At 71.1% G+C, this 13255-nt stretch carries 8 protein-coding genes and 1 pseudogene; 7 read left to right on the top strand and 2 right to left on the bottom strand.

What is annotated here, in order from left to right:
- Positions 1-575 precede the first annotated feature (575 nt).
- Positions 576-1379: pseudogene (locus VR44_RS03370) on the top strand (HAD family hydrolase); the annotation flags it as partial.
- 471 nt (positions 1380-1850) lie between these two features.
- On the opposite strand, the gene VR44_RS03365 reads toward VR44_RS03370, so the two are convergent.
- Positions 1851-2672 (bottom strand): Fic family protein, encoded by an 822-nt coding sequence (locus tag VR44_RS03365; RefSeq protein WP_045945840.1) that lies wholly within the window; start codon positions 2670-2672, stop codon positions 1851-1853.
- 109 nt (positions 2673-2781) lie between these two features.
- Between VR44_RS03365 and VR44_RS03360 the strand changes: the two genes are divergently transcribed.
- Entirely contained in the window at positions 2782-3792 is a 1011-nt protein-coding gene (locus VR44_RS03360) for an ATP-binding protein (RefSeq protein ID WP_045945843.1), read from the top strand.
- Here VR44_RS03360 and VR44_RS03355 read toward each other — a convergent pair.
- Positions 3749-5056 carry a polysaccharide deacetylase family protein gene (locus VR44_RS03355; protein WP_045945839.1) on the bottom strand — a complete coding sequence of 436 codons (1308 nt, stop codon included), beginning with the start codon at positions 5054-5056 and terminating at the stop codon, positions 3749-3751. The genes VR44_RS03360 and VR44_RS03355 overlap by 44 nt on opposite strands.
- 233 nt (positions 5057-5289) lie before the next feature.
- Here VR44_RS03355 and VR44_RS03350 point away from each other — a divergent pair, with 233 nt between their 5' ends.
- The 5 genes from VR44_RS03350 to VR44_RS03330 all read left to right on the top strand — a co-directional run bounded on the left by VR44_RS03350 (position 5290) and on the right by VR44_RS03330 (position 13134).
- Positions 5290-7764: a bifunctional SulP family inorganic anion transporter/carbonic anhydrase gene (locus VR44_RS03350; protein ID WP_045945838.1), complete on the top strand. Its 2475-nt coding sequence runs from the start codon at positions 5290-5292 to the stop codon at positions 7762-7764.
- Positions 7765-8029: 265 nt separating this feature from the next.
- On the top strand, positions 8030-9985 hold the full coding sequence (acs, locus tag VR44_RS03345; RefSeq protein WP_045945837.1) for an acetate--CoA ligase: 1956 nt from the start codon (positions 8030-8032) through the stop codon (positions 9983-9985).
- A gap of 219 nt (positions 9986-10204) precedes the next feature.
- A complete protein-coding gene (gene nhaA, locus VR44_RS03340; RefSeq protein WP_045945836.1) occupies positions 10205-11650 on the top strand; it encodes a Na+/H+ antiporter NhaA in 1446 nt (481 codons plus the stop codon).
- A 54-nt stretch (positions 11651-11704) separates the two neighbouring features.
- Positions 11705-12163 carry a phage holin family protein gene (locus VR44_RS03335; RefSeq protein WP_045945835.1) on the top strand — a complete coding sequence of 153 codons (459 nt, stop codon included), beginning with the start codon at positions 11705-11707 and terminating at the stop codon, positions 12161-12163.
- Positions 12160-13134: an alpha/beta fold hydrolase gene (locus VR44_RS03330; RefSeq protein WP_045945834.1), complete on the top strand. Its 975-nt coding sequence runs from the start codon at positions 12160-12162 to the stop codon at positions 13132-13134. The genes VR44_RS03335 and VR44_RS03330 overlap by 4 nt, the downstream gene beginning before the upstream one ends.
- The last annotated feature ends 121 nt before the right edge of the window (positions 13135-13255 follow it).

Below are 13255 nucleotides of genomic sequence, written 5' to 3'. Positions count from 1 at the left end.
GGTCCTCGGTGATGATCAGCGGCCGCCCACCGGCGGGCCCGGGCCCGCCGGCGCGGGCGGACGGTCCGCCCCCACCCGCCACGCCGGGCTCCAGCGCTTCACACGACTTCGATCCAGCCACGATCTCCGCCCCCTTCTCACTGCAAATCCACACGCCGCGGACTTCGCGGCTGGAATCACGGTGCAGGGGTCCTGAAAAAGAAGTGGATCTTGCCGGAAAACTGTGGACAAGAAGGCCCTTGTGAATATCTTCGCCACCCCCACGGGTGAGTTCCGGAGCGCGCCGGAACAACTACGCAGCGTCACGCGTCGAGGGGGGTGAGGGGCCGCGTCGTGCGGGCCCGCCGAAGCAGGGAGGGCCGGAAGATGTCCGTCGGAACGCAAGGGAATGGGGCGCAAACCGCGTCCGGACATGCGACGACCCCCGCCGGGGGGGAGAGCGGGGGTCGTCCCCACGGTCCGACTCGGGGGGGGGAGGAGTCAGACCGGGTTAGCACGGTCGCGAACGATCCGTGACTTCCATGGTGTACCCGAGAGCCTTCTCAGGCAAACCCACGCGCCACACCTTACGCCGAATGGTGGGCGCATATGCTCGGTGCGTGGAAAATCAGCCCTTGCCGCACTCCTCGCCTCGGACCGCCGCCTTCTTCGACCTGGACAAGACGGTCATTGCGAAGTCGAGCGCCCTGACGTTCAGCAAGTCCTTCTACCAGGGTGGCCTGATCAACCGGCGGGCCGTGCTGCGGACCGCGTACACCCAGTTCATCTTCCTGGCCGGCGGCGCCGACCACGACCAGATGGAGCGGATGCGCGAGTACCTGTCCGCCCTCTGCAAGGGGTGGAACGTCCGCCAGGTCCGCGAGATCGTCGCCGAAGCACTGCACGACCTGATCGACCCGATCATCTACGACGAGGCCGCGTCCCTCATCGAGGCCCACCACACCGCGGGCCGTGACGTGGTGATCGTGTCGAGCTCCGGCGCCGAAGTCGTCGAGCCCATCGGCGAGATGCTCGGCGCGGACCGGGTCGTGGCCACCCGCATGGTGGTCGGCGAGGACGGCTGCTTCACCGGGGAGATCGAGTACTACGCCTACGGGCCCACGAAGGCGGAGGCCGTGCGGGAGCTCGCCGAGTCCGAGGGGTACGACCTCGCCCGGTGCTACGCGTACAGCGACTCCATCACCGATGTACCGATGCTGGAGGCCGTCGGGCATCCGCACGCGGTCAATCCCGACCGGGCCTTGAGGCGCGAGGCCCTCGCGCGTGAGTGGCCGGTGCTGGTGTTCAGCAAGCCGGTGCGGCTGAAGCAGCGGCTGCCCGGACTGTCCGTGCCCGCCCGGCCCGCGCTCGTCGCCGCGGCGGCGGTGGGCGCGGCGGCCGTACGCGAGCCGCCGGCGTGCCGCCGCGGCGCTGGCGTCGGCCTGATCCACGACTCCGCCCGGAGCAGGAGAATCGTCCCGGCCTGGGGCGATACGGGGTGTCCTAATCGCCCTGGATCGCCCCGGAAAGTAAAGAACTCGGGCCAGGGGTTTCACTCCGCTCCGAAGCGAGGTACAAAGGAGTCACGGCCCGCGAGACCAAAGAACATCCGAGAGGATCATCTTTAAAACGCAGTAAGGCCCACGGACCGAAGCAGGAACGCCGAGCACCCACGCGACGTCGACCCGTCGATTACGGGCCAGCCGCACCAGGCCACGGGCAAAGCACCCGGCCTGATGGGCACTATCGAGGACGCTTGGTAACTGGGCGTGAATGCCAGCGGCGACACCAGAGCAGTACGGTGTCGCCGCAACCCTGTGTCCGGGCCTTCGCCCGGACCCCTCGCCCCCGTCCGGACCCCTCGCCCGGGCCTATGCCGCGCCGCGCTGGAGCGCCTCGCAGACCGCCGTCGACTCGCGCGCGCCGAGCTCGACCGCGCGGCCGCAGTGCGCGATCCAGGCCGCCATCCCCTCCGCGGTCCCGGACACGTAGCCCTTGAAGGCCTCCAGGTAGGCCTCGGCTCCCTGTTCGGCGTGGCCGACCTCCGCCGGGCAGATCGCCTTCGGGTCCAGCCCGCTGTTGATCAGTACGATCCGCTCCGCCGCGCGCGCGACCAGGTCGTTGTACGAGGCGAAGGGGCGCAGCGCCAGCAGTTCGCCGTGCACCACCGCGGCCGTCACCAGAGCCGGAGCCGACCCGCCCGCGATGACCACCCGGGCCAGCCCGTCGAGCCGGCCCGCGACCTCGTCGGCGTCCGGGAGCGGGAGGTCCACCAGGGGCTCGTCCACCGGCTCACCGGCCAGGCGCGGGCGGCCCACCACGTCCCCCGCCACGGCCGTGCCGGACGCGACCAGGTGCAGACGGGCGAGGACCCGCATCGGCGACTGCCGCCAGATGCTCAGCAGTTGGCCGGCCTCCGCCGTCAGGCGCAGGGCCGCGCCGACCGTCAGCGCCTCCGCGTCCGCACTGAAGTCGGTCCGGCGGCGCACTTCCTCCAGCGCCCAGTCGGCCCCCGACAGTGCCGCGCTCCCCCGGGCGCCGCGCAGCGCGGCCTCCGAGGTGATCTCCCCGCTGCGCCGGCGCATGACCCGGTGCCCGTAGACCCGGTCCACGGCCTTGCGTACGGATTCCACGGACTCTGCGACACCCGGCAGGGCGCCCAGGGCCGCCAGCGGGTCGGAAGCGCTACTCATAAGTAGGGAGCCTACGCACTGCGGGCCCATAGCACCGACCCCTCCTTGGAGTGGTCTTCTTCACTCACCTTGACCACCCCCCGCGATCACTCCACTACTCTTGGTGAACATGAAGATCGCTTTCGTGGGAAAGGGAGGCAGTGGGAAGACGACGCTGTCCTCCCTCTTCATCCGCCACCTCGCAGCCAGTGGAACCCCCGTCGTCGCGGTGGACGCCGACATCAACCAGCACCTCGGAGCCGCCCTCGGGCTCGCCGAGGAGGAGGCGGCCGCGCTGCCCGCGCTGGGCGCGCACCTGCCCCTGATCAAGGAGTACCTGCGCGGGTCGAACCCCCGCATCGCCTCGGCCGACACCATGATCAAGACCACTCCGCCCGGGGCCGGCTCGCGCCTGCTGCGGGTGGACGAGGACAACCCGGTCTACGAGGCCTGCGCGCGCACGCTGCTGCTCGACGGGGACCCCGTACGGCTGATGGCGACGGGCCCCTTCACCGAGTCGGACCTGGGGGTGGCCTGCTACCACTCCAAGGTCGGAGCGGTCGAGCTCTGCCTCAACCACCTGGTCGACGGGCCGGACGAGTACGTCGTCGTCGACATGACGGCCGGCTCCGACTCCTTCGCCTCGGGGATGTTCACCCGCTTCGACATGACCTTCCTGGTGGCCGAGCCGACCCGCAAGGGGGTGTCGGTCTACCGCCAGTACAAGGAGTACGCCCGGGACTTCGGCGTCAGCCTGCGGGTCGTCGGGAACAAGGTGCAGGGGCCGGAGGACATCGAGTTCCTCCAGGACGAGGTGGGCGAGGACCTGCTGGTCACCTTCGGGCACTCCGACTGGGTGCGGGCGATGGAGCGGGGCCGCCCGGCCGCCTTCGAGCTGCTGGAGGCGACCAACCGGCTCGCCCTGCAGACCCTCCGGGACACGGCGCGGGACTCCTACTCCGGCCGCGACTGGGGCCGGTACACCGAGCAGATGGTCCACTTCCACCTGCGCAACGCGGAGAGCTGGGGCAACGCCAAGACCGGGGCCGACCTGGCGGCGCAGGTCGACCCCGGTTTCGTACTCCACGAGGGTCTGGTCAGCCCTCGTCCGGCTCGCCGGCCGGCCCCTCAGCCGGCTTGACCTTGCCCGTCGGGGCCGCCGGCGCGGCCGGCGGCCCCGCGGTGAGGAACTTCGTCCAGCCCTCCTTCGGTGCCTGGCCGACCTCCAGGGTCCGCAGCCAGTCCAGGGTCTTCGGGTCCTGGGCGTCCAGCCAGTCGGCCAGCTCGCGGAAGGGCACGCAGCGGACCTCCTTCTGGCCGCACATGCTCTTGATGGACTCCTCTACGGCGCGCATGTAGGTGCCGCCGTTCCAGGACTCGAAGTGGTTGCCGATGATGAGCGGTGCGCGGTTGCCCTCGTAGGCCCGGTCGAAGGCCTGCTTGAGCCCGTCGCGCATCTGGTCGCCCCAGTACTGGTGCTGCGAGGGGTCGCCCTGCGTGGTCGTGCCGGACTGGTTGACCATGTAGTTGTAGTCCATGCTCAGCGTGTCGAAGGCCCGGCCGGGCATCGGCACCAGCTGGAGCGGGAGGTCCCAGAGCCCGTCCGTCTTCTTGGGCCAGACCTGCTTGCTGATCCCGCTGGAGTCGTAGCGGAAGCCCATGTCCTTGGCCGCCAGCATGAAGTTCTTCTGCCCCTCCAGGCAGGGGGTGCGGGCTCCGATGAGCTCCTTGTCGTAGTCGAAGGGGAGCGGGTCCATCTCCTTCAGGCCGGCGTTCGTCTTCCAGTTCTTGACGAAGGACTTGGCCTGGTTGATCTCGCTCTTCCACTCCTCGACGGACCAGGTGCCGACACCGCCGTCGGGGCCGCAGAAGTGGCCATTGAAGTGGGTACCGATCTCGTTGCCCTCCAGCCAGGCCGCGCGGACCTGGGTGGCGGTGTCCTTGATGCCCTGGAGGTCGCCGAACCCGATGTCGGAACGGCCCGGCGAGTGCTGCGGCGCGGTGTAGAGGGAACGCTTCTCCTCCGGCAGCAGGTACACGCCGCTGAGGAAGTAGGTCATCCGGGCGTTGTACTCCTTGCCGACCTCGCGGAAGTGCGAGAAGAGCTTCTGGCTGTCCTCACCGGCCCCGTCCCACGAGAACACCACGAACTGCGGCGGCTTCTCACCGGGCTTCAGCTTCTGCGGCTTCTCCACGTTCGGCTGCGGCCCGGTGTAGGCGGTCGAACCGTCACCGATGGGCCGGTTGACGCTGCCGGGCGCCTCGGGGGCCGCGGCACCCTTCCTCCCGTTCGGCGCGCCGGGCGCGCCGCGCCCGGCGGACCCGGAGCCGCTGCAGCCGGCGGCGCACAGGACCAGGGCCGTGGCGACCAGCCCGCCGGCGATCTTCTTCGTGGCGGCCATCATCCGCACACCTCTCCCTCGCAGTACCGATGCAGGACGTTCGCGACGCAACGTCCCATGCAGTGCGGTTTTAGGAAGGTGTGACAAGCCAGACAAAATGCTTAATCACCCTCAAGAGTGGGCTTCTAGGCCATTTGCCCGTATTACCTCCCGCTCTTCTTTACTCTCCATTACCATCCATTTACCGAGTGTTGAGACTCCCGCCGCTTCACCCCTCCCAGAGGAGACGGGAACCCATGACTGCCACCACCCCAGCCCCATCCGCCCTCCGGCCGCCGGGCAGGAGGGACTTCCGCAAGGACCTCCCCGCCGATCTGTCCGCGTCCGCAGCCGTCTTCCTGATCGCCCTGCCGCTCTCCCTCGGCATCGCACTGGCCACCGGCGCCCCCCTGCAAGCCGGACTGGTGGCCGCGGCGGTGGGCGGGATCGTGGCCGGACGGCTCGGCGGCGCGCCCCTCCAGGTGAGCGGTCCGGCCGCCGGACTGACGGTCGTGACCGCCGAGTTGATCCAGCGCTACGGGTGGCGGACCACCTGTGCCATCACCGTCCTCGCGGGCTGCTGCCAGCTCGGACTCGCCTTCCTGCGCACCGCGCGGTCCGCGCTGATGGTCAGTCCGGCCATCGTGCACGGCATGCTCGCGGGCATCGGTGTGACCATCGCCCTGGCCCAGCTGCACATCGTCCTCGGCGGCACCCCGCAGAGCTCGGCCGTTGCCAATGTGCTCGGGCTGCCCGCCCAGTTGGCCGATCCGCATCCGGCCGCGCTGGCGGTGAGCGCGGCGACGCTGTGCGTCCTGCTCGGCTGGAACCGGCTGCCGGGACGGGCGGGCCGCGCCCTGCGCAAGGTGCCGGCCGCGCTGGCCGCCGTCGCCTCGGCCACGGCGTTCGCGGCCCTGGCCGGGCTCACCCTGCCCCGGGTCGACCTGCCGTCCTGGAGCAGCCACGCCCTGCCCGAGCTGCCCGAGGGGCCCGTGCTCGGGCTGATCGCCGCGGTCCTGACGATCACGCTGGTCGGCAGCGTGGAGTCCCTGCTGTCCTGCGTCGCCACCGACAAGCTGATCGCCTCCGAGCGCGGTACGGAGGACCGGCCGCCCCGCGCCGACCTCGACCGCGAGCTGCGCGGCCAGGGCGCGGCGAACATCGTCTCCGGGCTGCTGGGCGGCCTGCCGATCACGGGCGTGGCCGTGCGCAGCGTGGCGAACGTCAAGTCGGGTGCCGTGAGCCGGAAATCAGCCATGTTCCACGGGCTGTGGGTGGTGCTCGCGGCGGGTCTGCTCGTCCCCGTCCTCGACCTGATCCCGCTCGCGGCCCTGGCCGCCCTGGTGATGGCCGTCGGAGTCCAGATGGTCAGCATCACGCACCTGCGGACGGTCTTCCGGCACCGCGAGATCCTGGTGTACGCGACCACGATCGCGGCCGTGGTGCTGGGCGGGGTACTGGAGGGCGTGGCCGTCGGGATCGCGGTGGCCGTGGCCCTGGCCCTGCGCCGGCTGGCCCGGACCCGGATCACGGTGGCGGAGTCCGGGGGCGTCCACCGGATCACGGCGCGCGGGCAGTTGACCTTCCTCGCAGTCCCCCGGCTGAGCCGGGTGCTGAACCAGGTTCCCCACGGCGGGCACGCGGTGGTCGAGCTGGACGGCTCGTTCATGGACCACGCGGCGTACGAGACCCTGCAGGACTGGCAGGAGTCGCACCTGGCGCACGGCGGATCGCTCGAGCTGACCGGCCGGGGCGGTGCCGCGTTCTCCGGCGGAACCCTGGGCCCCTCACCCGACACCGGCGGAGACGAGGACCCCGGAGCGGGTGGGGGCGTCGCGGCCGGCGGCGGCCACCGGGGCGAGGCGGGCCGGGGCGGGCACCAGTGCTGCCGGCCCTGGACACCCTGGCAGAACCACTGCGACCACCGGGCCGCTCAGGCCGCGCAGCCCACACCGGCGGGGCGGACGGAGCAGGGCGGCGCCGGGCCCGAGGGCGCCGCGGTCCACAGGGTTCCCGGCGCGGCCGGGGCTTCCGGTGCCCCGGCGGCCGCCCCCCGGAGGTCCGGGGCGGGCCAACTCGCGAGCGGGATCGGCGCCTTCCAGCGGGACACCGCCCCGCACGTGCGCGAGGAGCTGGCCCGGCTGGCGCGCGAGGGGCAGCGGCCCGCGCAGCTCTTCCTGACCTGCGCCGACTCCCGCCTGGTCACCAGCATGATCACCGCCAGCGGCCCGGGCGACCTGTTCACCGTGCGCAACGTGGGCAATCTCGTGCCGCTGCCCGGTGCGGAGTCCGGCGACGACTCCGTCGCCGCGGCCATCGAGTACGCCGTGGACGTGCTCCAGGTCGCCAGCATCACCGTGTGCGGGCACTCGGGCTGCGGGGCCATGCAGGCCCTGCTCAACTCCCGTCCGGGTGATCCGGCGACCCCGCTCACCCGCTGGCTGCGGCACGGCCTGCCCAGCCTGAAGCGGATGGGCAGCCGCCACCACGCCTGGGCGCGGATCTCGGGGCGGCTCCCGGCCGACGCCGTCGAGCAGCTCTGCCTGACCAACGTCGTGCAGCAGCTGGAGCATCTGCGCGCCCACGAATCGGTGGCCCGGCGACTCGCCGAGGGAACGCTGGAACTGCACGGGATGTACTTCCACGTGGGTGAGGCCCAGGCCTATCTCCTGTCCGCCGGAGAGGACTTCTTCGACTGTCGGGTTTTCGACAGCGTCGGCCAGAACGCCTGACCAGAGGCCCTCCCGAACCGATACCCTCCCGTATCCGTGCAAGCCGTCGGCCCCTTCCCTCCCAGCGGCGGGAAGGGGCCGGCGGCACGCCGCCGTGCGCACGCCGACACGCCGCGCGCACGGAGGCCGGGCACGGGCCCAGGCGTGGTATAGGTCTAAACCAATTTTCGGCAACCCCTTGTCACCTGGGCGTCTGACTGATGAGCTGTCCCCGGGGACTCAGCTATGCCCGGGGACAACGGACACCCTGGGAAAGGGAGATGTCGTGAGCAACGAGAGCCTGGCCAACCTGTTGAAAGAGGAGCGGCGGTTCGCACCGCCCGCCGATCTGGCCGCCGCCGCGAACGTGAAGGAGGCCGCGTACGCGCAGGCCGGCACGGACCGGCTGGGCTTCTGGGCCGAGCAGGCCCGACGGCTTTCCTGGGAGACCGAGCCCACCGAGACGCTCGACTGGAGCAACCCGCCCTTTGCGAAGTGGTTCGCCGACGGCAAGCTGAACGTCGCGTACAACTGCGTGGACCGGCACGTGGAGGCCGGCAACGGCGACCGTGTCGCCATCCACTTCGAGGGCGAGCCCGGCGACAGCCGCTCGATCACCTACGCCCAGCTCAAGGACGAGGTCTCGCAGGCCGCGAACGCCCTCACCGAGCTCGGTGTCCAGGCGGGCGACCGGGTCGCCGTCTACCTGCCGATGATCCCCGAGGCCGTCGTCGCGATGCTCGCGTGCGCCCGGGTCGGCGCCGCGCACTCGGTGGTCTTCGGCGGTTTCTCCGCCGACGCCGTCGCCTCCCGCATCCAGGACGCCGACGCCAAGCTGGTGATCACCGCCGACGGCGGCTACCGCCGTGGCAAGCCCAGCGCGCTCAAGCCCGCCATCGACGAGGCCGTCGCCAAGTGCCCGCAGGTCGAGCACGTGCTCGTCGTCCGCCGCACCGGCCAGGACACCGCCTTCACCGAGGGCCGCGACCTGTGGTGGCACGACCTGGTCGGCCGCCAGTCCACCGAGCACACCCCGCAGGCCTTCGACGCCGAGCACCCGCTCTTCATCCTCTACACCTCGGGGACCACGGGTAAGCCGAAGGGCATCCTGCACACCTCGGGCGGGTACCTCACGCAGGCCTCGTACACCCACCACGCCGTCTTCGACCTGAAGCCGGAGAGCGACGTCTACTGGTGCACGGCCGACATCGGCTGGGTCACCGGGCACTCCTACATCGTCTACGGCCCCCTGGCCAACGGCGCCACGCAGGTGATGTACGAGGGCACCCCGGACACCCCGCACCAGGGCCGGTTCTGGGAGGTCGTGCAGAAGTACCGCGTGACCATCCTCTACACCGCGCCCACCGCGATCCGTACGTTCATGAAGTGGGGCGACGACATCCCCGCCAAGTTCGACCTGTCGAGCCTGCGCGTGCTCGGCTCGGTCGGCGAGCCGATCAACCCCGAGGCCTGGGTCTGGTACCGCAAGCACATCGGCGGCGACCGCTGTCCGATCGTGGACACCTGGTGGCAGACCGAGACCGGCGCGATGATGATCTCCCCGCTGCCGGGCGTCACCGCCACCAAGCCCGGTTCCGCCCAGCGCGCCCTGCCCGGCATCGGCGCCACCGTCGTCGACGACGAGGGCCACGAGGTCCCGAACGGCGGGGGCGGATACCTGGTCCTCACCGAGCCGTGGCCGTCGATGCTGCGCACCATCTGGGGTGACGACCAGCGCTTCATCGACACCTACTGGTCCCGCTTCGAGGGCCGATACTTCGCGGGAGACGGCGCCAAGAAGGACGACGACGGCGACATCTGGCTGCTGGGCCGCGTCGACGACGTGATGCTGGTGTCGGGTCACAACATCTCCACCACCGAGGTGGAGTCGGCCCTCGTCTCCCACCCCGCGGTCGCCGAGGCCGCCGTGGTCGGCGCGGCCGACGAGACCACCGGTCAGGCGATCGTGGCCTTCGTCATCCTGCGCGGCAGCGCCTCGGAGACGGAGGGCCTGGTCGCGGAGCTGCGCAACCACGTGGGCGCCACCCTCGGTCCGATCGCCAAGCCGAAGCGGATCCTGCCGGTGCAGGAGCTGCCGAAGACCCGGTCCGGCAAGATCATGCGCCGTCTGCTGCGCGACGTGGCGGAGAACCGCGAGGTCGGCGACGTCACCACGCTCGCCGACTCCTCGGTGATGGACCTGATCCAGACGAAGCTGCCCAGCGCCTCCGACGAGGACTGACCGGCGGCGGGCTCGAACCGCACGGGCGTCCGGCGCACAGCGCGCCGGACGCCCTCCCTCCGTTTAAGGTGAAGATCACCCGATACGACCGAACGGACCCTGTAAAATATGAGAAGCGTCAAGATTTGACGCTCTAAAACTCTCCACGTCTCTAGGTGCGCCGGGAAGTCTGGTCGGCAACTGCATGTGTCATGCCGTCGACCGACCGGAGGTCCCCCCGTGGCCACGCCCGCACCCCGCCGCAAGCTCCTCGGACGGCTCTCCCTCCCCGAGCGCCGCTTCGTCGCGGACGCGCTGCGCACCGAGACCGTCGGCGGCGTCCTGCTGCTGGTGGCCGCGATCGCCGCACTCGTGTGGGCGAACATCCCCGCGATATCGGGCGGCTACGACAGCGTCCGTTCCTTCCACATCGGCCCCGCCTCCCTCGGCCTGGACCTCTCGGTGCAGCACTGGGCGGCCGACGGCCTGCTCGCGGTCTTCTTCTTCGTCGCCGGCATCGAGCTCAAACGCGAACTCGTCGCCGGCGACCTGCGCGACGCCAAGGCCGCCGCACTCCCCGTCGTCGCCGCCCTCTGCGGCATGGCCGTGCCCGCCCTGGTCTACTTCCTGGTCAACACCCTCGGCAGCGGCTCGACCGCGGGCTGGGCGGTTCCCACCGCCACCGACATCGCCTTCGCCCTCGCCGTCCTCGCGGTCATCGGCACCTCACTGCCCTCCGCGCTGCGCGCCTTCCTGCTGACCCTGGCCGTCGTCGACGACCTCTTCGCCATCCTGATCATCGCGGTGTTCTTCACCAGCAGCATCAACTTCGCGGCGCTGGGCGGAGCCGTCGCCGGCCTGGTCCTCTTCTGGTTCCTGCTGCGCGCCGGCGTCCGCGGCTGGTACGTCTACGTGCCGCTGGCCCTGGTCATCTGGGGCCTGATGTACAACAGCGGGGTCCACGCCACCATCGCCGGCGTCGCCATGGGCCTGATGCTCCGCTGCACCCGCAGGGAGGGCGAACACCACTCCCCCGGCGAGCACATCGAGCACCTGGTCCGGCCCCTGTCGGCAGGCCTGGCCGTCCCCCTCTTCGCCCTGTTCTCGGCCGGGGTCTCCCTCTCCGGCGGGGCGGTCGCGCAGGTCTTCACCCGCCCCGAGACCCTCGGCGTGGTCCTCGGCCTGGTCGTCGGCAAGACGGTGGGCATCTTCGGCGGCACCTGGCTCGCCGCCCGCTTCACCCGGGCGGAGCTGAGCGAGGACCTCGCCTGGCCGGACGTGCTCGCCGTGGCCACCCTCGCCGGCATCGGCTTCACCGTCTCCCTCCTGATCGGCGAACTCGCCTTCACCGAGGACCCCGTCCTCACCGACGAGGTCAAGGCCGCCGTCCTGCTCGGCTCCCTCATCGCGGCCGTGATCGCCTGCGTCATGCTCAAGCTCCGCGACCGCAGGTACCGCGCCCTGACCGAGGCGGAGGAGCGCGACGAGGACCGCGACGGGATCCCCGACATCTACGAGGAGGGCAACCCGGATTACCACCTGCGGATGGCGCGGATCCACGAGGAGAAGGCCGCGGAGCACCGCCGTCGGGCCATCGCCCTCGCCCCGGCGGAGGCCCCGGAGCCGCAGGACGGCGCGGGCGAAGCCACGGGCGGGTCCAGCACGCGGGCCGACCGTCCGGCATGATCTGACTGACGACGGAGGACAGCCGCCGGCAGACGACGACAGAGGGAGACAGAGATGAGCGCAACGGACCAAGGGGCTCCGGGGGCCGAGCGCACCCTCGGCCAGCTCGTCGCCGCGGCCACCGCCGAGATGTCCGCCCTGGTGCACGACGAGATCGCGCTCGCCAAGGTGGAGATCAAGCAGGACGTCAAGCGCGCGGGCATCGGCAGCGGCGCGGCGATCGCGGCGGGCGTGCTCCTGCTCTTCTCCCTCCCCGTACTGAGTTTCGCCGCGGCCTACGGCATCCACAACCTCGGTCTGGGGCTCGCCTGGTCCTTCCTCATCGTCGGCGTGGCGTTCTGGCTGCTGGCGGGCCTGGTCGGGCTGCTGGCGGTGGCCAAGTTCAAGAAGGTCAAGCCGCCGGTGAAGACGATCGACTCGGTCAAGCAGACCGCCGCGGTGGTGGGAACCGTCAAGCCGCACCCGCGGCCGGTGAGTGACCAGGCCGTGGGTGTGGCACGCTCGTCCTCATGACAGCCCCCTCGCCGGACTCCAGCACTCCGCCCACCGCCGCCACGGCGGTACGGATCGCCCTGCCGGACGGCAGGGCGGTGACCCACCGGGACGTCGCGGCCAACGGCGCCCGGTTCCATGTCGCGGAGCTCGGCGACGGGCCGCTGGTCCTCCTGCTGCACGGCTTCCCGCAGTTCTGGTGGACCTGGCGGTACCAGCTGACCGCCCTCGCGGACGCCGGGTACCGCGCGGTCGCGATGGACCTGCGCGGGGTGGGCGGCAGCGACCGCACCCCCCGCGGCTACGACCCGGCGAACCTCGCGCTCGACATCACCGGGGTCATCCGGTCGCTCGGCGAGCCGGACGCCGCCCTCGTCGGACACGACCTGGGCGGCTACCTGGCCTGGACGGCCGCCGTGATGAGGCCCAAGCTGGTGCGCCGGCTGGTCGTGTCCTCCATGCCGCACCCGCGCCGCTGGCGCTCGGCCATGATGGGCGACCTCGGCCAGACCCGGGCGAGCTCCCACATCTGGGGCTTCCAGCGGCCGTTCATCCCCGAGCGGCAGCTGGTCGCCGACGACGGGGCCCTGGTGGGACAGCTGATCCGGGAGTGGTCCGGGCCGCGGCTCCAGGAGGGCGGCGCGGACGAGGAGGCGCTCGGCGTGTACCGGCGGGCGATGTGCATCCCGTCCACCGCGCACTGCTCCATCGAGCCCTACCGCTGGATGATGCGCTCGATGGCCCGGCCGGACGGGCTGCAGTTCTACCGCCGGATGAAGCGGCCCGTCCGGGTGCCGACCCTGCACCTGCACGGATCGCTGGACCCGGTGATGCGTACGCGCAGCGCCGCCGGATCCGGGGAGTACGTCGAGGCCCCCTACCGCTGGCGGCTCTTCGACGGCCTCGGGCACTTCCCGCACGAGGAGGACCCGGCCGCCTTCTCCGCCGAGCTGGTGAACTGGCTCAAGGACCCGGAGCCCGACCGCCCCTGACAGGGCTTTGGCCAGGACCTGACGGGTCCGTCACCGATTGCTGACGGGCCCGCAGTTTATTCGTCCGACCGTCTTACGGTCGTTCAATTGCCCGGCGCATAGGCCAATTGGCCGCCCCGCA

Origin of the sequence: Streptomyces katrae (genome assembly GCF_000966975.1) — a bacterium.
Taxonomy (GTDB): domain Bacteria; phylum Actinomycetota; class Actinomycetes; order Streptomycetales; family Streptomycetaceae; genus Streptomyces; species Streptomyces katrae.
The sequence above is the reverse complement of the archived record's forward strand: the minus strand, read 5'-3'. Positions and strand labels throughout refer to the sequence as shown.